Here is a 20,221-nt window from a genome sequence, read left to right as displayed (position 1 = left end):
TGGATAGAGAGGGGGCAGCAGCATGAACAAAACAGACCGTTTATTGGCAATCGTTTTGGAGCTGCAAAGCAAAGGTACGTTACGTGCTGAGGATTTGGCAGCGACCTTCGAGACGAGTGTCCGGACGATCTACCGTGATATGCAGGCACTGAGCGAGGCAGGCGTCCCCATCGTTGGGGCACCTGGTCAGGGCTACTCGTTAATGGAAGGGTATTTCCTGCCCCCCGTCAGTTTTTCAGTAGAAGAAGCCGTCGCACTCTTGATCGGAGCAGACATGGTTGAGCAAATATTTGACCAAAATTTCGGTAACAGCGCACGAGCTGTACAGCGCAAAGTCGAAGCCATCCTGTCTGCAGATGTAGGGGAACAAGCGAGCCGTATCCGCTCGACCTTTCGCCTCGTAAGCGCCGGGGTGAACAATCTGCACGAGCAGGAAAAATTACACGCACAAGTCCTCCACCAAGCGATCCTCAATCAGCGCAAGGTACGCTTCCGCTATCAGAAGGGCACGGCTAGGCTCGATGAAAATCGTGAAACGGTACGTGACGTTGCCCCATATGGTCTGATACTGGTTCGTGGCTCCTGGATTCTTCTCGCTCATTGCGACCTGCGACAGGATATTCGCCGATTCCGCTTGTCCCGCATGAGCGGACTGATCGAACTGGAAGACAGCTTTCTCCTCCCTGACCATTTCAAGCTAGAAGATTACAAGCCAGCTGACGATCGGTTTCTGGAGGTGCAGATCGTGATTCGTGCAGCTATCGCTGATCGGGTAAAAGAATCGGGCTATTTTTTTATTGAAGAAATTGAGGAGCATTCAGAAGGTTTTCTCGTCAGACTGCGCGTCAGACAAATCGAAGAAATATTGTCCTGGGTACTTGGCTTGGGGGCAGATGCGGTTGTTCTTACGCCTGAATCCTTGCGTAATCGAATTCGTGAAGAAACAAAAAAATTACTCGAACGCTACTGACATACTGCTGTCAGTAGCGTTTCTATAAGATAAAAGCAAGTAAACCAAGAGGAGCTGATTCACCCATGAATACAGTGGAAATCCTGAACAAATTTGAAGACGTAACGAACCATTACTTGCATGAACTAGAAGGCTTCAGCATGGAGCAGCTTTTGCAAAAACCAAGTGAAGACGAATGGTCGATCGGACAAATGTACCTTCACTTGATCCAATCTGCTCGTTATATGCAGCTGGGGAGTGTTGAGAAGTGTAGACAAGGTGGGCCTGCTGTCGCTGAAGCGGGTAGCTGTAAAACCGAAATCGGGCAGGCAATCTTTGCTCAAGGCTCTTTGCCTCCTGTTCGCGTGAAAGTCCCCGCGTCTCCGGCGTACACGCCTGCCCAACCGGACAGCAAGGAGCAATTACGCGATGGACTGAACGGCGTGCTTGCCCAAATGAAAGAGCTGGAGCCGACCCTGGACGATATTCCTGCGCAACATACCGCTCCTCACCCGGCTTTTGGCGATCTTACTGCGAAGGAATGGTTTGCCATCGTAGAAATGCACTATCGCCATCATCTGCTCCAGCTGAACCGACTGAAGGGCTAGCTTTTTTCTCCAAACATACCCGCAAGCTTTTGATAGGTAGGCGGAAACTCTGCCTGATAGCGCAGGAAGGACGGGATCGGGTAGCGGATTCCGCCTTTTTGCGTGCCCACCAATCCCTCCACGAGCTCGACAGCATCGCGAAAATGAAAGCTGAAGGCCATCTCGTGATCCTGGGTCTGGGCAAACAGTCGATCTCCATAACATGGTACGATCACTTGCGGCTGTCCCGTCTGGATCGGCTTGATTGCGATGTCCGCACAATCTGCCCGACTGGAAAAGGTGGAAGGAATCGATCCACCGCGCTTGTACAGCATCCCCGCCACCAATCGCATGATCTGTGCCGCATTGCCGTATATCACGACGACATCCGGATCGATCTGCGCCCGCTCCAGCGGAAACGAGACGTAGTACCCGCTTTCTTCTGTTGAAAATTTCGGGACATCCAGCTCGCTCTTCGCCCCGTTTTCCAATGAATCCGTGTACATTCCACAGGCGAGATGCCCCTCCGTATAAAACGCCGGCTGCTCTTCATAGCCAAAAGCCACCTGCGCGATCGGACAGGACAGATCGGCTCCATTCATCGCAATACTCCAGCCATAACGCCGCGAAAAACCGACAGCTTGGCAAATCGTAATCGGATAACCGAGATCACGGACAGGCCGCTTTGCCTTTGTCGGCAGTGCGGTTTCTTCTTTTATTATGGTGACTCCAACGGGAAATGTTTCTGTCCTCACATATGTTTGAAGCGCTTGGTTCAGTTCCATGGCGTTCATTCGTTTGCCCCCTCGTTCTATACGTACGCAGCTTATTCACTGCAAGATAAGAACAATCTCGTACTCCGAATGTTTCGTCTTTTTACATCCGAAGTCCTCTCAGGGGTTTCTTATTTTATCCACAAGCCCGTTTTCCAAAATGAATTTGTTCAGCTTTCCGTGTGCTTCTCGCAACTGCTCTGCCGATTGAAACGATTCAGGCTTGCCTGTCGTATGAGTCTCAAAGCTTTTGATTGATTTCTCCGCCGTATTTCCCAACGCTTTGTCTTTGTAAGTAAAGAGCAAGTCGTTCAGCTTTTTCCGTTTCTGTTCCTGTACTTTGTCCAGCTCTACTCTACTAGTACGAAAAAATTGGTAAAGCCGGTCCACTGAATCCCTGATCATGACCTGCTTACGGATGCGTTCATACAAAATGTAATCAGACTCGTACAAAACCTCGACCAACGCTGCGTCTTCCCCTTCCCTCACACAGTTACGAGCAAAGAACTGACTGAGTTGTTCCATTCCCCTGTCGTAAATAGAGCGCAATTGCTCCCGGCTTTCTATCATGGTATCGCAAACATCAATGAGCTTTTCTGCATCTTGCCGAATGATCTCATCCATTTTTCCTTGGTAGCAGGGCAACAAAGATTTCAGGTACTCCCGTTTTTGCTCGTACATTTCAATCGGCTTTTCTTTATCAATGGCCAGATTGTTTTTGATCTTGCGCCCGGCATGAGCATGCACTAAAAATAATTTCACTACCGGCTCCGCTTCTTTGTGGTGCACCATTTCACCATTCGGCCGCAGGATCAGGAACCCGACAGCGTCTTTTTTCCCCCATCGCCAGTACGCAACGTTGTAGTAATACTGCCCGTTTAGATAGGCAGGGTAATTATACAGCTCCGTCCTCTCCAAAAAGCGCTTGTTCCGCTCGATTTGAGCTTGTACTTGTGCTGAACTCACGACTTTCACAAAGAAATTCCTCCTCTTTATAAAGAACATGATCCTGCCATTTTCACCAAAGCTTACAAGATCGTAAGGTAATGGAAAGGTTAATCGATAGGGAGTCGTAACCATTCCTGTTAGGATAGGAGTTGACTACAAGGATTGGCTGGAGGGTTCGCAATGAAAAAGCTCGCATGGTTCAGTACTGTACTCCTCGTTTTTCTGTTAATAGGGTGCTCTTCCAACTCCCCTGAAGAAGTGCAGGGGCTCGGAAAAGAAGAAGCTGCACAAATCGCTGCAGCCGCTGTCAGACAATATTATCAGTTGGATGTAGATACGACTGGTCGACAGATTACATTGGAGGACCCGGCCAAGCTGGTGGATGCCGCTACCGGTGATTCGATCTATAGAGGAGTACCCGTTCATGCTGTACTGAAACGCGAACCTGTAAATGGTGATGTGCAAGGCTTTCACGCCATTATCGAACCCAAGTCCAAGCAAATTCTCTCCCTGTCCATTGATGTAATCGGAATGAACGGAGAAAAAGCGACAAAAACGATGACGGAAGCAGAGTTGGAAAAGACGGCCTCAGATTTTATCCGCTCAAAAAACCTGCTTGCGACAAACGACTTTCAACTGGTCAAATCTTCTGACGCTCATTCCACTGACACCAAGCGCTACTTTTATTACACAGATGGTCAAAACGACGTCGCAATCGGAGTAGACCCAACCCTGCATAAGGTTGTTACATTCACGTATGATTGATCTGACGTGCTTCGAATCTGGAATGTTCTCTTTCCTGTAAATAAAGATCCGTTGCGGGAGCAAAAGCTTTGGCAACGGATTACCCACTACTGTTAGTTCCCGCTATACTTTTCCTCAATTTCTTCTCGCATTTCCTGATAAGTCTCGGTTGTGAGACTCACCAAGTAATTCGTAAGCTCCTCTTTGGATTGTGTAGCTAACGCCTCTCTTTCTTGCCGTTTCCCCGTAAGATATTCCCTGGCCTGACTTCCAATCTTGCCGTTAGCAGACAAATACTCGATTGCCAAGCCAATATTCAGGCTCTCTCGCCAATTTTTTTCGTACCAGTCACGGTCGTAGGCATCAATCCACTTTTTGCGATCGATAAGGACTGCGTCAGCTTCCGTCAAGGCGTCCCGTTTCCACTGTTCCCACTTCTCGGCAATTTCTCTTGCTCGTTCCAGCTCTTGTTTGAACTGCTCGCGATTCGTCACGTTAGCATATAGCCCTTCTGACGCATGCGCAATCTCCTTTAGTTGCTTCTGTCCCTCTGTATTCACGTCAAACCCGATTACGTTTAACAATGGCATGATTTTGGACTGCGACAACTCTTTGGCTACTGCCACAGGATCGCCATCGCAAGTCTCGATTCCGTCACTGACCAGATAGATGATGTTCGTGTTTTTATCCGCTTCGAACGCCGCCAAATCCTGTTGTGCGAGACGCAAGGAATGCGCAATGGAAGTCCAGCCAGTCGGCTCAACCAACTCTAGCGCTTGCTTAAGGCCTTTGGAATCAACAGATTGCAAGGGAAAGATCAAATCACTGCTGCTGCATGAGAGCTGTTTGTGCTCGTCGGCATTGCTGCCTTTATGTCCATAGACACGCAGCGAGATTTTCGCTTCTTTCGGCAGTGCTTCAGCGAATTCCTTGATCGCCTCCTTGGCTAGTTGCATCTTGGTCTTGTCTCCAATCTTCCCAGCCATGCTGCCGCTTGCATCCAAAATGATTTCTACATTGAAGTTTTCCCGAAACTGAAAGCGGGCGTCTTCAATGTCAGGACTCCCGTATGAAGCCATTCTCCAACGGTCGACTACCATCTGAGGACTGAGGTAATCCTCGGAAAACAAGGTGAGCAGCTGATTCCAATACAAATCCATATACTCTTCATTCATTCCGTCAACCATGGTTGGCATTTTATCCAAAATTTTTCCGATCTCAGCTCGATGAGGATAGTTGGCGTGGTAAAATTGCGTACCAGCCAGCGGCCCCGGCTCTGAAGCAATCAATTCCTGGGCTGATTGCGGCCATTGAGACTTCCCGATTCCTGGTCCAGCTCCGGCTGCTCCCAGAGAGCAACCCGTGATTAATAACATGATCAAGCAACAATTTACCCAAATAAGCTTCCTCATGTATGTGGTACGCATTGTGTCATAGCCTCCTTGCAATGTGGAGCTTCCCACCCTTATAGCAGTATGATGGGTGGCAGACTCCAGCCCGGTACCGCATCCAAAAATCCGATCTGTCTGCTCTGTCCGGTTTGGTATACTTCCTCCTCGTGTTTGATCTCAGGCATAAAATCGAAGTCAAACGTAGTCGAGCGAAAACGGACAGAAGTCTGTACCTCAATACGATCATCCGAAGTGAACACAACTTTCGACCCTGCCAATGTAGCGTGATTCGCTTCCAGGATTCTAATGACGACACCATTGACTTTTGCGTTCGCTTTAGCAAGGCCTGACTGGACATAGCCTAGCAGCTCAATATTGGCGGGCAGCCAACTGCTAAATACCTGATCGATGGCCTCATACCTGACCTCGCTTTTTGCCCAGTCCGGATGACTCGCTCGTATAGCATCCTCGGTCTGATCTACGATTGGCCCGAGTAAAATACTGTCCTTTAAGCGGTTCGGCGATCTATCGTACTCTTCTATCGCATCCTCCATCTCATCGTAAATCGGTTTGATTGCGGCCAGCGCTGCTTGCTGCGCACTATTGGAAGCCTGCTCCTTGACGACAAATACTGTGGAGAAGTTAAACAACGCCGTGAACAAGATCAGCAACATAACAAAAAAGACACTGAGAGTAAATACCGTAACATTCCCTCGTTCGTTACCCAAAATAACTGACAATCTTCTCATCTATCGAACCACCCGACTCGTGATCTCTCTCTGAAAGGAAATGACCTTGTCTTCGGGCTTCATGTTATCTGTCAAAATGTCCGGCAAAAAAGCAATCTCCAGATTCGCACCCACGATTACTTTGAAATAACCTTCGTCCTTGTACTCGATATAGGACTCCCCTCCGTTGTATCCGATGCCGCCTCCTGCTCCGTTCAGTACTTTCTTGGCTGCGTTCAGCGCGCTGTCTTGATTGCCTGTGATCGCAAATACTTTTGCGGCTTCATTGGCGGCAGACTGCGCAGCAATAATCCCGTATATTCCGAGGAGAAACTGCCAACAGATGAGCATGAACAGAAAGATCAACGGTAGAATCCCAATAAACTCAATGGTCACGGAACCTTTTTCGTTGGACAGTTGTCGTGTTAATCGCGTGACTTTCATCTCTTTCCCTCCGATTCGCTCCCATCAATGACTCACTCGACGAAAGGCTAGGCAGACGCATTTTTCTTTCGGATGAAAGCAAGATGATTTTTTTTGATAAAGGGTAAACCGATTGCAAGAATAACCATTTGATAAGGGATAACCTCCCGATATATGGCGCTAATAATGGAAACCGGTACAATCAGCGCGTAATAGTAAATCAGCATATACTTCCAAAAACGTTGCCAGTTACGTTCCTGCTTGGACATTTTCCCCACCATCCATCCGTAATAGTAGCGTGTTAACGTCTTAGTTCCTTTTGGCGAGTATGGTCCATACCCATCTGCTCGATGTACGGGAATCCAAACCAAAATACGAACAGGGCATACGGAATCGAGTCACCAAGAGCCATAAACAGGCAGGCAAGCGGCAGGATAACACCATACACGAAGACCGCTGCCCTGTTCCAGAACCGCTGCATTTTTTCTACTTTTGCTGTCAATCCGATCCCCTCCATTCGTGTGTTTCCTTCCTCTACTCTGTGAAAACCGCCTCAACCGCCCGATGTAGCTCGGTCGACTCAGCTGATTCGGTTGATTCAATCTGCTCAATCCCTGCAGACTCATTGATCCATTTATGGGTATACATCGTAAAAAGCACCGCAATAAACGGAAAGAAAATCACGTTCAGCAGTATTTGCGTAAAAAATACCGCTCCAAAGCTGGTCGTAATATACGTAACGGAATACAATCCGATCACGCTGATGACCCATTCAATCAGACTCGCTAACAAGATCACACGGAAAATGGAGAAAAAATGCTTCTTCCCCATATCAAATGCCTTCTTCCAGCATTTCTTGACGGATTGCTTCTTAATGACCACCAGGTACGGAGTCAAATAAAACAAAACCAGGATGATCAGTCCCGGCACAAAAAACAATAGCATGCCGGTGGTTACAGCCATAACATAGACCAATGCAAACACAAACACCGAAAAACCATTCTTGCAAAATGCTCGCAATGCTTCTCTAACCGGCCGCTCATCTCCATCCAAATGACTTTGCACAAACTGGGCAAACGGAATTTGAACGATCGTTAAAAAGATAAGCAGTAAAAACATGTTAAAGAATCCTGACACGATCGTTGCCCCTGTGAACGAAGCCATGAAATGGATGTAATTGATGGCATAGTTGTGAATAATCAAAAAGGGCAGTACAACTACAGCCGAGATAAGTAGCATGGCTTCGATATTTCGTGTATAAAACAGGAAGCTCTCTTTGATCGGATGTCTCACTCTCATTCATTCCCATCCCAAAAATTTCACGACAGGGTATTTTGTTACGCAAATAATTTATAGAGCCTCTTGGCCCATTCTGTCAGCTTACTGGCTACCCAAAGACCTGCTCCGACCGAGAGCAAAACAATGGCAACCGTTTGTCCGCCAGGAACAATAGCGGAAATCACCGCTGCATCGATGAGTGTGCTACCAAAGCTCCCCGTCCCTTTCACAAACGAGTCAAATCGCTCATCGCCGCTTTTACCTGAATCGAACGCATCTCGGAAATTGGTAAATGTATCATATCCGTCAAACACGAGACTGATCCCCGCTGTCGCAACATTCAATCCCTTGATCAGACCCGTCACCGGTACGCCGCTACCCATGTCTTTCACAAACTTGAAGTTTGCCGCTGCTGCGAATGCATCGAACCCGTCTACTGGGAATGCTGATATCCATGCTAATGGCGTGTCTTTTAAATGGATATCTAGCATTTTGGTGCCAAGTTCACCCAAAAACATTCCCTTACTCTGAAGAAGATTGGGAACACTATTTACATTAGTCTCTAACAATCCAGCTGTATAATTGAGAGTCCCGCCAAAGACAGATTTAAATGTCCAGTTGATATAGTCGTATGCTGTGTCGTTATCTTTTCCACCTTCCGGGCTTCCGGGCCCGATATTACCTGGATTCGGATCACCAGTAGTCACCTGGCCTGGTTGGGGATTTCCAGTCGTCACATCCGTCGTTACGCTTCCCGGCTGGGTATTCCCCGGGTTGACACTCCCTGGTCCCACTTTACCTGGATTGACATTGCCTGGGTCTACTTCGCCTGACTGGAATTCTCCTGGGTTGACACTCCCTGGCTGGACCTCACCTGAATTCAGGCTGCCTGGATCTATCGCTTCCGGCTGAATTTCTCCCGGAACAATTCCTCCCGTGTCCCACTGGTAATTTCCGTGCTGAAAATTTGGTCGTATATCACCTGAATCGACCTGACCAGGGTTCACGTCTCCTGGATTAATAGCACCAGGCGCCAAAGACTCCGCATGCACGAGAGTTGCGAATGGCAAGAGGTTCATCACCAAAATCAGAAGGGCAATGATACTTGCCCACTTCGAACGTCTGGTTAGACGATACACGGTTTTCACCCCGATTTTTTGTCACCTGAAAAAATACGTATGTGGTGCGCTTAATTCCCGCTTTGATTGGCTTTGTACTGCTGTGAAATAGCCTCGACTGTTTCCTTGTACGACTTCTTGGCTAGAGAATCGAGGAAATCTTCCAACTCATCTGCCCGTTTATCTACCGTTTGCTTATGTTCTTTTTGCATTTTCTTTAACCCGGAAATGAGTTCCTCAGAAAACCGCTCATCCCTATCCATTTGGCGAATCATCCAGTCTATATTTCTGTCTTCATCATCTGCCAGGGACTTCCACTCCAATTTGAATCCGGTATTGTTTACCAAAAAGTCTACTTTTTTCGAATAAGCCTGTCTGGATTCCTTACTCTTCCACTTGTACCATGCATCTGCGATCTCTTTTGCTTTATCAAGCTCTTTCTCTAACGCTTTTTGATCTCGGATAGACACGTAACGGCCACGAGCTGCCTCGGCAACTGCCTTCAATTGCTTTTGTCCCTCTCCATCCACATCAAAGCCGATTACATTTAGGACAGGTGTAATATTGGAGTCCGCCAATTGCTTTGCTGCTTTCACAGGATCACCATTGCATGTCTCGATACCATCGCTGACAAGAAAAATGATGTTCGTATTTTGCTCTCCAGCTAAACCGTTCAAGTCTTTTTGGGCTTCTTGCAGTGCATGGGCAATCGGAGTCCAGCCTGTCGGTTTGAACTGATCCAGGCTGTTGGCAAGCTTTTGACTATCGAATTTTTGCAGAGGATACACCAATTCACTGCTTCCACAAGAGAGTGCCTTGTCAGAATCCTTGCCGCTGCCTTTGTTCCCATAGACACGGAGTGCTACGTTGGCTTCTTGCGGCAGTGTCTCTGCAAATGCTTTGATCGCTTCCTTTGCTGCATCCATTTTGGACTTGCCGTCCATTTTCCCAGCCATGCTGCCGCTCGCATCGAGAATAATCTCGACATTGTACTGTTCCTTGAACTGGAAGCGAGGGTCCTCAATCTCAGGACTTCCGAAAGAAGCCATTTTCATGTCATCGATTATTTGTTGTGGGTCTGGATAATCCTCGGCGAACATGCTTAATAAACTAAGGTAATACGCGCTCAGCAGTTCCTGATCTGGATTGTCAATCGCGGGCAGTTGTTTGATGAACTCTTGCAGCTCGCCTTCATGATCGGAGTGATGCGTCCCTGCATAGCGGCCAATTGAAAAGCTCGCAATTTCTGCTGCCGACTCGGGAATTTTCGTTACTTCAGCAGGAATCGTTGCTTTTAATGCCCCGATTTGTTCTTCCCGAGATGGCTCTTGCTTCACTGGATCTTGTATCGGTCCCTCAGGCGGTTTGTTCTCTCCTGCTTGCGGTGGGACATTCGTTGACTGTGTGTTTGCCGGCTCGTCGCTCGAACAAGCATTTAGCAAAACGATCAGCGAAAGAGCCAGGAGAAGTACCTTCATAAACTTCATCGGCTTGTACCTCCGTTATTTCAAAGCTGCATGTTCTCTGGTTGTTCTCGTTTGATCAGTTAGTGGTGGAAGCAGTACCCACCACTAACTGACGGAAAATGATGCATAAATTGTATTATTCACCGCCGGATGAAATCTTTTCGCCAATGTGCTCAATGATATCCGATAGTGCGGTGGAAACTGATTCACCCACACCTTCATCATCGCCCATAACGCCTGCGATCCCCCCCAATACAGCCAGCACAACTGCTGCCAGGGCGATCCACTCTATAGACTGCGCACCCTTTTGATTGTTCAAAGATACGGACATTTTCGCATACATTTTTTGGATAAATTTTGTCATGATAAACATTCCTCCACATCATCATTGTTGGATTTTCACAAAAAATTTGCCTACATACATGAGTGCTGTTTTCCCCGACTACTGTCGGCATCACCTCCTAAAACTACTTCAAGATTCCTGTAAACTTTTGAGCGTCATCCAGAATGTTCAGCACCATGAGCCCACCAATCATCAACATGGCTGTCGGCGCGACGACAAGCGTTGTAATTAACGTCACTTTTGGTGATGCTTTTGCAGCTTGTTCCTTGATGAGCTCTTTGCGCATTCTACGCATATTTTCTGCCTGCGCCTTGAACGTGACGGATATTGGTACCCCCAATCGCATCCCTTGGATCAGCGCTTTGATCAGCATCTGAAATTCTGGGTTGTCATTGCGCCGCAGCAATTGCTCATACGCTTTTTCACGCGGTACACCCAAATCGATCTCCTGATTAAATCGGGCGAACTCTTCACGAATTGGACCTCCGTAAAACCGGATGACCTCCCGCAATGCTTGGTCCAAACTGACCCCGGCTTGAAGTGTGACACTGACCGTATCGAGAAATTCTGGCAAATCATAGCGAATCTGCTGCTGGCGATCTTTCGCTTTTTTCTTCAACCACAGAATCGGTAAGAAATATCCAGAGAGCGGCCACAGGATCAGACCAAACTGGGAAAAGGGAAGGCCCAGCACGAAGAACAATGCACCCGCAATGATTCCGAGTAACGCAAAAACGATCTTTATCCCTTGAAAGCGGGCGACTGTCAAATCGTGCGGACGGCCAGCCTTTAGCAGCCAGTCTTCTACTTCATGCGATTCACTGAAAAAGTTGAAGCGCTGGCCCATCACTGAATAGTCATCACCGTATCGAAGCAAGCGTTTGATCAATCGCTGCGACGGGGTTTCCGGTTTCCGCACATCGAACGTACGGAAACCGGTGACTTCGTACATGTGCGCGATCAATTCCCGTTTTTTAACAGAAAATAAATACCATTCCTTTAAAAAAATGGCAAAGAAGAGTAAAAACAGAAACAGACAGGTAATGATCAGTGCATCCATGATTTCACACCTTTATGTTTGTCACTTTTTTAACCAGTACGTAGGACAGCAGTGTCCCTATCGCGAACAAGCCTAGCAAGATCAGGCCAACCGGCGTAAACAACGGATCGATAAATCCTTTGTTGATCATGTTCATCATCAACACCAGCGCAATCGGCATAATCGGGACAAGATAAGACACATAGCGCTGCTCTGCCGTCATCGTTTTGATTTCCTGCGAGACGATACGGCGCTCCTCCAGCGTGTTCCCCATTTCTTGAAGTACCTCGCTCAAGTTCCCACCTGCTCTTCGCTGGATGAGAAGCGTAGCTGTGAATATGCGGAAATCCCTTGTCGGTATGCGCTTTTCCATCTCCAGCAGTGCCCGATCAAAATTGACACCAAGCTGCAGTTCCCGAGACATCCGCTTGAACTCTTCTCCAGCTGGTGCATTCAATTCTTTTGCCACAATCGCAATACCCTGTGTCAGCGTCAATCCCGCTCGCAAGGAATTGGCCAGTAAGCGGCACACTTCAGAGAGCTGATCGTTCAATCTCTCCATATATTTGTTGCGTCGGGCAAAAAACACAGCTTTCTGGATAATATACATCGTAGCCAGACCAGCGCCGATATTGTACGGTGTAGGGATGGAGGCGAGTTTATTCAGGAAAAAAGCGAGAATAAGAGCACCTACAACCATACCTGCGTAAAATTCGGAAGGAGCCAGCGGAATGTTTGCCTTTTTCAGCTTCTTGCCCAGTTCTTTGGCATGAGGCTTCTGGTCAAATCGGTCTCCCCATACAACGACAAAACTTTTGCGCTGTGTCTTGACCTCATACCACTCTTCCGCTTTTTTCTTCCATTCGCTTTTTTTCGTACGGTATCCGAGGTACTCGTACATGCCCCAGATACCGAACAGCACCGCAAGACTAAACAGAATAGACATAGTCACGCTGCTTCCCTCCCTCCTCCTTGAATATCGATTCGTCCAAATTAATTCCGAAGACGTTGAGGCGCTCCAGGCTCCGCGGAATGAGCCCTGTTGCTGTAAAGTAACCAAGCACTTCACCTTTGCCGCCCATTCCAGTACGCTGGAAACGAAAGATCTCGTTCACTTCCACTCGTTTATCCTCCGTCTTTGCTACTTCCGAGATCGAGACAATTTTGCGTGTCCCGTCTGACAGACGCGTGACCTGCACGATGATATCCAGAGCGCTGACGATGTATTCACGGACAATCGTCGAGGGCAAATCCATTCCCGCCATGACGACCATCCCTTCCAACCGGTTAAACGCATCGTGTGGAGAATTGGCGTGGACCGTGGTTAGCGATCCTTCGTGCCCCGTATTCATTGCTTGCAGCATGTCGAACGCCTCAGCGCCACGTACCTCTCCGACAATGATCCTGTCTGGCCTCATCCGCAGGGAGTTTCTTACGAGCTGGCGGATTGTGATTTCCCCTTTTCCCTCCATGTTGGGGGGGCGTGCCTCCAAACCAATACAGTTGGGGTGAGTAAGCTTCAGCTCCGCAGAATCCTCGATTGTGATGACGCGCTCATAGTGAGGGATTGCTTTGGCTGTAGCATTGAGCAACGTCGTCTTTCCACTACCAGTACCTCCTGAGATCAACACATTCATTTTTGCCTCGACTACTGCTTGTATGAACTGGGACATCGCCTCACTGAACGAGCCGAATTGCATCAGGTCATCCATCAAATACGGCTCTTTGCGAAATTTACGGATAGAGACCAGCGTGCCATTGAGACTGATCGGAGGGATTACGGCATTCACGCGGCTTCCATCTTTTAGTCGGGCGTCGACCATCGGCGAGCTTTCATCGATTCGTCTGCCTAGCGGTGCCACAATCCTGTCGACAATGTGCCGTAAATGTTCCTCGTCACGAAATTTCAAATCGGTCAACTCGAGCCTTCCACGCTTCTCAATGTATACGAGGTTGTGCCCGTTAATCGAAATTTCCGTGATTTCCGGATCGGCGAGCAATGGTTCAAGTGGCCCAAGCCCCACCGATTCATTGATCAGACGAGTGAGCAGCAATTCTTTTTCGTTTCGCGGGATGACCACTTTCTCTTCCGACATGTACTGAGATACGAGACGTTCGATCGCAAGTCGCATCTCATCTGAACGAAGGCTGGTCAATCGTTCCAAATTGGTCTCCCGCAAGAGTCTGGTCTTGTAATGCTCAGCAAGCTCGTCAATGTACGGATTGAAAGAAGGAGCTGCTAGTGTGGCTGCAAGTTTCGTACGCGTGGTCTCTTCCCTTGACGGTGTCTGGTCTTCTTTGCGTCGGAATAAAGCCATCTAACTCCCACCTTTAAGACAGTTTCTTGAGTACCCATTTTCGGATGTCTTTCGCAGCAGGGGAGAGCTTTTTCTCATTCGCTTCCTTTTGCAACGGTCGCCCTTGATTGACAGCCGCCTGTACTCCTTGATGATCTCTCGCGATCTCGGCGGTAATCGGAGCGTTAAACAGCCCTTTCAAATCAGATACGTTCAGTTCGTTATCCCTGCCTACCTGGTTGACGACTACTTCTAGCCTGCCGGCAGTATCAATCCGCAGACGTCTGAACAGGTCTTCCACTAGTCGGAAAATTTGAACCGACGGTGTATCCAGATTCATCACGTAGTAAATCATGTCTGACTCTGACAAAGCAGCATAAGTAAGCTCGTTCATATTCGTAGGCAGGTCAATAATGACAAAGTCATAGCTGCGACGACTTGCGCGGATCAACTTGGTGATAAATGCTTCTGACATGTTCTCCGCCGTCTCGGCATCACGCGGGCTCACCAGCACCTCCAGCTTGGAGTGATTTTCTCTTTGCGCCACGTTGCGAATATGAAATTCATTCATTTCGTCCATAACCGGTATCAAATCGCCTAATGTGCGATTGTTATCAAACGACAAAAAGGTTTCCACTCCACCGTATTGGAGATTGAGATCGATTAACAAGACACTTGCCGTAGACTCCAGCTTCAATGCTTGCGCGTAGCCTGTGGCGAGTTGCGTGCGTCCGCTTCCTCCTTTTCCACTGTAGAAGGAGTACACCTTTCCCCGTCCCCGTACGAATGCTTTACCAGATGCATCGGCGCCCTTTTTTCGCTGCTGGATTTTGGACAGGTCCGAAATCTTTTCGAGACGATCTGACAAGAGATTGAGTTCATCAGGCATTACGATGTATTCAACAGCGCCCGCTCGGACGACATCTCGCAACAGAATGAAATCCTGCTTTTCCGTGAGATAAATGACGATCCCCTCTGGAAGCTCGCCTTGTACGTACTGCACCAACTCTACTCCTGCCCCATCTTCCGGTTGTACGAGCAAAACAACATCGGGACCAATCCGGTCAATCTCTTTTTTCACTTCCGTCGAAGTGGTGTATCGTACTTGTTCGTACGAAGCAAGTACATCACTCAACATGCTTTTTACTGAATCGTAATCCGCCACAACGAGAATCTTCATATCCTTGTTCATGATTTACCCTCCGGTTTTCGGTGCTTGATTAGTTGATTGCTGTTGTACCGAAGCCGGCTTGCTTGGAGGCTGTGCTGGAGCCGTCGGTGATGTCTGTCCTGCTGGCTGTGCGGTCGGAGGTGTTGCCGGTGTTGCAGGTGCCTTCGTCTGGTCCTTCGCGGGATCAACAAACGGATCAGGAATACCCAGTTCACCTTTGCCCACATTCGATTTCAAGATACGAACCATCTGGGCATAATGCTGCTGGTGGATGAATTTAGGAACCTCCTCAAATGGCAGTTCCAGCGCCACTCCCTTGAACTTGTTCTCTGATTTGGCAACCATGGCCACTGGCACGTCTTTCATGAACACTTCCGTCGCTGCCTTTCCGTTCATCTGATGCGAAATGATGATGTCCACACGGTCGAGCGCCTCCAGCTCCTGATCGAAGACGACATTGCCCGATTGAAAAACCGTAACAAGTCTGTTGTTTTGATCCCGGACAATATTAGCTGGTTTCATAATATTTTTCGTAATGATGTCCCCCTTCGACAAAGGAACAATCGTTACCTGATTTTTCAAACTAGCCTTATCCATCACGTACGAATCATCCGCAAACTTTTTGGGAATTTCCCTTACCGTCAATTGGTCCGGGTTTATCAGTGCACGAGACGGAATATCTGCATTTGCCTCGTATATTTCCACCATTTCTCCAAGCTGCGCATTAATTTCCTTGATTTTTTGCAGAAACAGAAAGCCCGCAATAGCAGCAAGCAAAAACGATAATACAAGAAAAATGATTGCCCTACGTTTTGATTCCAACATCCGATGATTCCCTCTCTTTTTCACAAAATCCATTCAAGTGTGTCATAATACGTCGATTTATTGCCAATATTAAGAAGATACAGCCTTATGAGAAAAAGACTAGTAATACATAACCATAACCAGCATAATACTCGTTCCACCTGCAACGAATGGCGCCAACGGTATCTCTCTTCCAAGTTTCATCCTGCCTGTCATTTTGGCTACGACCCACATCGGAAGTACACTGACTCCCGCGAGCAAATAGGTGAGCACGAGCACGACCAAGCCCGCTTGCCATCCAACTGCTGCTCCAACCAGAGCAAGCAGCTTAATATCTCCTCCGCCCATCTGCCCATTGCTGATCACCGCCATGATCAGTGAGATTCCCCCCAGCACAATAACGCCCATTGCATAGGTTAGCCACTTTTCTGGATGCAGGTACGCATGCAAAACGAGAAAATAAACGATTCCCGGAAGCGTCAGCCAGTCGTAAATGAGACGACTGCGTAGGTCGGTATACATAGCAACTGCCATTACGAAAAGAATGGGAATGATGACATACAAAGATAACAACATATGTCCTCCTTCCTGCTTTTTAGGAAAATTTCACCATTACAGACGGTGGATTTTGGCAGATTGTTGCATAAATACCCAATTTTTTTTGCAGGACGTTTTTCCTTTCCAAGCTCTCGAATCGTAGAATAAGCTGATGGAAGTATGTGAGGACAATGAAACAAGAGGTGGAGAAACATGCAGGAATATGTAGAACTGCGGCGTTTGCGACGTCACCTATGCAAAAACAGTAGAACTGTTGAAAAAACATCCCCAAGTGAAAAGTATGGTCACGTCCATTGAAAAAGCACCCTTTATCTCCGGTGAATTTCTCGTATTCACAGCTCCCACCATTTTGCTGTTTGCAGATGGAAAAGAAGTATTTCGGCAAGCGCGGTTTATCTCGTTTGACGAGTTGGAACGTGTTTTGAAGATAGCAATAGAGGCGACCTAGCCCCCAAAAATAAAAAGCATGCCGATTCCTACATTTCGTAGTCAATCGTCATGCTTTCATTTGCCTTAACTGATATAAACAACGGTTTGGTATATAATGACGATCCAAAACCAGACGACCGCAATTCCCGATGCGACGAGCCGGTAAAAGAGCATTGTGTTTCTTAATTGTTTCAACCGTTGAAAATATCTTGGACATATCAAAATTGTCAGAACCACGTTAAAAACAATCAGAAATATGTAAAGACCAAACGGCATTCTTCTCTCCTCCTTTTTAACCACTCCCTCCACCTACGCTTATGCCTGGAGGTCGGGATTCTTGGGTAGTCAACTCTACTGAAGTGAAATACGCCAAGCTATGCAAGACTCCCTTTCCATATCCTATTCATAATTTCATCGTAATTCGCTAAAAATTTCACATTTCCTTCCACTGTAAAGGTTTGGATAACCTCTCTATTGATGATAGAGTAGAGAGTATGGACACGGATACATCTTATCGTTTTGAAAAGGAGAGACAGTGTATGAGAGCCTTACTGGTAGACGACGAGCAGCTGTCATTGAAGCATCTACAACGTTTGCTAGAAAAAGATGTAAGTGGCGTTAAGGTAGTCGGAGCCTACACTAATCCTCTCGAAGCGATCGAACAAGCGATATCCCTTCAGCCAGATGTCGTATTTTTAGATATAAATATGCCGCGCATCAGTGGTTTGGAGATCGGCGAGCGTCTGCAAGGAATCGATAACTCCCCCGAGATCGTTTTTGTGACAGGGTACGACAAGTACGCCGTTGATGCTTTTGAGCTGTGCGCCCTCGATTACATCATGAAGCCCGTACAGCTTCAGCGCTTGCAAAAGACCATGGACCGCCTTCACGAGAGAATCAAGTCCGCGCAAGAAGAAGCCGCGCCCGTTAGAGTAGAATCAGTCGTTTCCATCCAATGCTTCAATAGTATATTGTTTCACCTGCCGAATCAGGAGCCGCAAGAGATCAAGTGGCGCACGAATAAAGCCCGTGAGCTCTTCGCGTATTTATTGCATCACCGTAACAAGATGATCGACAAGAACTCTCTCATCGAGCTGTTGTGGCCAGATTATGATGGAAGCAAAGGAGTCACTCAGCTTTATACGACGATTTACCTCATCCGGCAAACCTTGAAGCGCTATGGCCTCCAAACCATATCAATCAACAAAGGCAATTTGGAGGGGGGCTATAAGCTGACGATTGATTCGGCCACGATTGATGTAGAAGAATGGGAAAATCGCCTCAAACAATTACCCACTCTCTCGCTTGCCAGTATGGCAGAGCATGAACAAGTGCTCGCAGCGTATACAGGCGATTACTTCGGAGATTACGACTATTTGTGGGCAGAGTATGAGCGAGAACGACTCCGCAGAATGTGGTTACAGCTCGCCAAAACAATGAGCAGCTTTTATTTGGGACACGGGAGAATGCGAGAAGCGATCAACGTTAATCAACGCATCCAGCACCTACACCCCCTTGAAGAAGACAGCTACATGTTCCTGATGCAGTTGTATGCTTCCTTGGACGATCATGCGGCTGTAGAAGAGCAGTATCAGCTCTTGACCTCTCGTTGGGAGCTTGAGCTCGGCTCTGCTGCAAACGAACATATCACCTCGTGGTATCACATATGGAAGCAAGAGACAAAACAAAAGCAATGATACTCTCTCTCTATCTAGGGGGCACTTATGAAGATCAGAATTTGCGGCTTATACAGCGTACTTCTCGCCGCTTTTTGCATTCTCCCTTCTTCTGCCGCCGCATCCAGTTATGGAACGGCTACCTATTCGCCAAAGCAAATCCAAGACGTACTGCAAAACCCGTATATGGGACTGGCTCCCGATTCACGGACGAGTAATAATGAGCAAGAACACACCCTCGTCTATGCCAATCTTACCTGGAGGATGCTTGAGCCAGACAAAGGAGATTATGCTTTTGATGAGGTCGAAGATGCGATCCGGTTTGAAGAATGGACAGAAAAAGATGTGAAGTTCATCCTCCGTATCGTTATGGATCTTCCCCATAAAAAATCGGACATGGAGATACCGGATTGGCTATACAACGAGATCGGCGGGGACAATGACAACTTTGATGATGGCGAGTGGTATCGAAACGACTACGGCAAAGGCTATAGTCCCAACTACAGTAATCCATTGATCATCAAGTACCACAAACAGTTGATTGACGCTCTGGGAGAGCGCTACAAGGACGATCCCCGCATTGCTTTTATACAACTGGGAAGCGTCGGTCACTGGGGAGAATGGCACACCGATACGTCTATTCCTTTCCCTGCAACAGAAATCACGGATCAGTACGTACAGCCGTATCTGGAAAACTTCCCTGATTCCATGCTGCTGATGCGAAGACCACACCCAGTCGCCAAGGAGTACAACCTGGGGCTGTTTAACGACATGTTCGGCAACAAAAAAGATACGAGCAGCTATCTGAGCTGGATTGAAAAGGGCTATGTCTCCTGGCTGACCAAAGAAAAAATGCCTGCCATGCCCGACTTTTGGAAGTATGCGCCAAGCGGCGGAGAATTCTCTCCATCCGCCTCATTGACAAGCTATTTTACACGCTCCTCGATTACCGAGGTGATCTCGCAAGCCAAAGCTTCCCACATTAGCTGGCTTGGTCCGAATACTCCAGCCCAATTTGAACAAGACGGCGAGCAGCAACAATATTTGGATCGCTTTTTAAACACAATCGGCTATCGTTTCTCTATCACCAAAGAGACACATGCAAAAACAGTAGAGCCCGGAGACAATCTGATGGTAACAATGGATTGGCAAAATCGCGGTGTCGCTCCCTTTTACTTCCCGTGGATACTCGAACTGTCACTCGCGGATGAAAACGGAGAAATCGTGACCAAGACAAAGACGGACGAAGACATACGCAAATGGCTTCCCGGCAAGAAAACGGTTAAGCAAAGCTTGGAAATCCCGGATGATCTTCCAGAAGGAACATACACGCTATGTGTAGCGATCCTCGATCCTCATACCGACGAACCAGGCATCCAATTTGCCATGGAAGGAAAACGTTCAGACGGAAGATACACGCTGGGTACGGTCCAGGTACGAGACTGAATAATCAAAGAAAAATCCCTTCCTGACAGCCTCTAAAGGAGTCAGAAAGGGAT

General features: G+C 47.7%; 23 protein-coding genes. 6 read left to right on the top strand and 17 right to left on the bottom strand.

Annotated elements, in window-relative coordinates; translation table 11 throughout:
- Window positions 1-22: 22 nt before the first annotated feature.
- Together AB1L17_RS08545 and AB1L17_RS08540 are read left to right on the top strand one after the other, a co-directional pair.
- Window positions 23-970: a helix-turn-helix transcriptional regulator gene (locus AB1L17_RS08545; RefSeq protein WP_412844177.1), complete on the top strand. Its 948-nt coding sequence runs from the start codon at window positions 23-25 to the stop codon at window positions 968-970.
- Window positions 971-1,035: 65 nt separating this feature from the next.
- On the top strand, window positions 1,036-1,557 hold the full coding sequence (locus tag AB1L17_RS08540) for a DinB family protein (protein ID WP_412844176.1): 522 nt from the start codon (window positions 1,036-1,038) through the stop codon (window positions 1,555-1,557).
- On the opposite strand, the gene AB1L17_RS08535 is transcribed toward AB1L17_RS08540, so the two are convergent.
- Both AB1L17_RS08535 and AB1L17_RS08530 read right to left on the bottom strand, forming a co-directional pair.
- The gene (locus AB1L17_RS08535) at window positions 1,554-2,330 is read right to left on the bottom strand and encodes a DUF169 domain-containing protein (RefSeq protein WP_412844175.1); all 777 of its coding nucleotides are present in this window, start codon (window positions 2,328-2,330) and stop codon (window positions 1,554-1,556) included. The genes AB1L17_RS08540 and AB1L17_RS08535 overlap by 4 nt on opposite strands.
- 99 nt (window positions 2,331-2,429) lie before the next feature.
- Window positions 2,430-3,284 carry a hypothetical protein gene (locus tag AB1L17_RS08530; protein ID WP_412844174.1) on the bottom strand — a complete coding sequence of 285 codons (855 nt, stop codon included), beginning with the start codon at window positions 3,282-3,284 and terminating at the stop codon, window positions 2,430-2,432.
- A gap of 153 nt (window positions 3,285-3,437) precedes the next feature.
- Between AB1L17_RS08530 and AB1L17_RS08525 the strand changes: the two genes are divergently transcribed.
- Entirely contained in the window at window positions 3,438-4,022 is a 585-nt protein-coding gene (locus tag AB1L17_RS08525; RefSeq protein ID WP_412844173.1) for a hypothetical protein, read from the top strand.
- Between the two features lie 92 nt (window positions 4,023-4,114).
- Here AB1L17_RS08525 and AB1L17_RS08520 read toward each other — a convergent pair whose 3' ends face one another.
- The 15 genes from AB1L17_RS08520 to AB1L17_RS08450 form a co-directional block, all read right to left on the bottom strand.
- Window positions 4,115-5,428: a vWA domain-containing protein gene (locus AB1L17_RS08520; RefSeq protein ID WP_412844172.1), complete on the bottom strand. Its 1,314-nt coding sequence runs from the start codon at window positions 5,426-5,428 to the stop codon at window positions 4,115-4,117.
- 38 nt (window positions 5,429-5,466) lie between these two features.
- The gene (locus AB1L17_RS08515; RefSeq protein WP_412844171.1) at window positions 5,467-6,141 is read right to left on the bottom strand and encodes a Tad domain-containing protein; all 675 of its coding nucleotides are present in this window, start codon (window positions 6,139-6,141) and stop codon (window positions 5,467-5,469) included.
- The gene (locus tag AB1L17_RS08510; protein WP_412844170.1) at window positions 6,142-6,564 is read right to left on the bottom strand and encodes a TadE/TadG family type IV pilus assembly protein; all 423 of its coding nucleotides are present in this window, start codon (window positions 6,562-6,564) and stop codon (window positions 6,142-6,144) included.
- Between the two features lie 47 nt (window positions 6,565-6,611).
- The gene (locus AB1L17_RS08505; RefSeq protein WP_412844169.1) at window positions 6,612-6,812 is read right to left on the bottom strand and encodes a hypothetical protein; all 201 of its coding nucleotides are present in this window, start codon (window positions 6,810-6,812) and stop codon (window positions 6,612-6,614) included.
- A 32-nt stretch (window positions 6,813-6,844) separates the two neighbouring features.
- Complete coding sequence (locus AB1L17_RS08500) at window positions 6,845-7,045, bottom strand: hypothetical protein (protein WP_412844168.1); 201 nt, start codon at window positions 7,043-7,045, stop codon at window positions 6,845-6,847.
- 32 nt (window positions 7,046-7,077) lie between these two features.
- Complete coding sequence (locus tag AB1L17_RS08495; protein ID WP_412844167.1) at window positions 7,078-7,842, bottom strand: YciC family protein; 765 nt, start codon at window positions 7,840-7,842, stop codon at window positions 7,078-7,080.
- Between the two features lie 38 nt (window positions 7,843-7,880).
- The gene (locus tag AB1L17_RS08490) at window positions 7,881-8,969 is read right to left on the bottom strand and encodes a hypothetical protein (protein WP_412844166.1); all 1,089 of its coding nucleotides are present in this window, start codon (window positions 8,967-8,969) and stop codon (window positions 7,881-7,883) included.
- Between the two features lie 41 nt (window positions 8,970-9,010).
- The gene (locus AB1L17_RS08485; RefSeq protein ID WP_412844165.1) at window positions 9,011-10,426 is read right to left on the bottom strand and encodes a vWA domain-containing protein; all 1,416 of its coding nucleotides are present in this window, start codon (window positions 10,424-10,426) and stop codon (window positions 9,011-9,013) included.
- A 115-nt stretch (window positions 10,427-10,541) separates the two neighbouring features.
- Window positions 10,542-10,769 (bottom strand): hypothetical protein, encoded by a 228-nt coding sequence (locus AB1L17_RS08480; RefSeq protein ID WP_412844164.1) that lies wholly within the window; start codon window positions 10,767-10,769, stop codon window positions 10,542-10,544.
- 103 nt (window positions 10,770-10,872) lie between these two features.
- Complete coding sequence (locus AB1L17_RS08475) at window positions 10,873-11,808, bottom strand: type II secretion system F family protein (RefSeq protein WP_412844163.1); 936 nt, start codon at window positions 11,806-11,808, stop codon at window positions 10,873-10,875.
- A 4-nt stretch (window positions 11,809-11,812) separates the two neighbouring features.
- Window positions 11,813-12,733 (bottom strand): type II secretion system F family protein, encoded by a 921-nt coding sequence (locus AB1L17_RS08470; protein ID WP_412844307.1) that lies wholly within the window; start codon window positions 12,731-12,733, stop codon window positions 11,813-11,815.
- Window positions 12,717-14,105 carry a TadA family conjugal transfer-associated ATPase gene (locus AB1L17_RS08465; protein ID WP_412844162.1) on the bottom strand — a complete coding sequence of 463 codons (1,389 nt, stop codon included), beginning with the start codon at window positions 14,103-14,105 and terminating at the stop codon, window positions 12,717-12,719. Before AB1L17_RS08465 ends, AB1L17_RS08470 begins: the two co-directional genes overlap by 17 nt.
- Window positions 14,106-14,118: 13 nt before the next feature.
- Entirely contained in the window at window positions 14,119-15,276 is a 1,158-nt protein-coding gene (locus AB1L17_RS08460) for a CpaE/TadZ family protein (protein ID WP_412844161.1), read from the bottom strand.
- Window positions 15,277-15,279: 3 nt separating this feature from the next.
- Complete coding sequence (locus tag AB1L17_RS08455; RefSeq protein WP_412844160.1) at window positions 15,280-16,080, bottom strand: CpaB family protein; 801 nt, start codon at window positions 16,078-16,080, stop codon at window positions 15,280-15,282.
- A gap of 99 nt (window positions 16,081-16,179) precedes the next feature.
- Entirely contained in the window at window positions 16,180-16,635 is a 456-nt protein-coding gene (locus AB1L17_RS08450; RefSeq protein ID WP_412844159.1) for a prepilin peptidase, read from the bottom strand.
- Between the two features lie 262 nt (window positions 16,636-16,897).
- Here AB1L17_RS08450 and AB1L17_RS08445 point away from each other — a divergent pair, with 262 nt between their 5' ends.
- The 3 genes from AB1L17_RS08445 (at window position 16,898) to AB1L17_RS08435 (ending at window position 20,168) form a co-directional block, all read left to right on the top strand.
- A complete protein-coding gene (locus AB1L17_RS08445; protein WP_412844158.1) occupies window positions 16,898-17,065 on the top strand; it encodes a YbbN family protein in 168 nt (55 codons plus the stop codon).
- A 520-nt stretch (window positions 17,066-17,585) separates the two neighbouring features.
- Window positions 17,586-18,743, top strand: a complete 1,158-nt coding sequence (locus AB1L17_RS08440) for a response regulator (RefSeq protein WP_412844157.1) — start codon at window positions 17,586-17,588, stop codon at window positions 18,741-18,743.
- A gap of 27 nt (window positions 18,744-18,770) precedes the next feature.
- Window positions 18,771-20,168: a DUF4832 domain-containing protein gene (locus tag AB1L17_RS08435; RefSeq protein ID WP_412844156.1), complete on the top strand. Its 1,398-nt coding sequence runs from the start codon at window positions 18,771-18,773 to the stop codon at window positions 20,166-20,168.
- Window positions 20,169-20,221: the final 53 nt, after the last annotated feature.

This window comes from Brevibacillus jepli, from assembly GCF_047229145.1.
Lineage (GTDB): Bacteria > Bacillota > Bacilli > Brevibacillales > Brevibacillaceae > Brevibacillus.
This window is presented reverse-complemented; position numbering and strand designations above follow the sequence as displayed.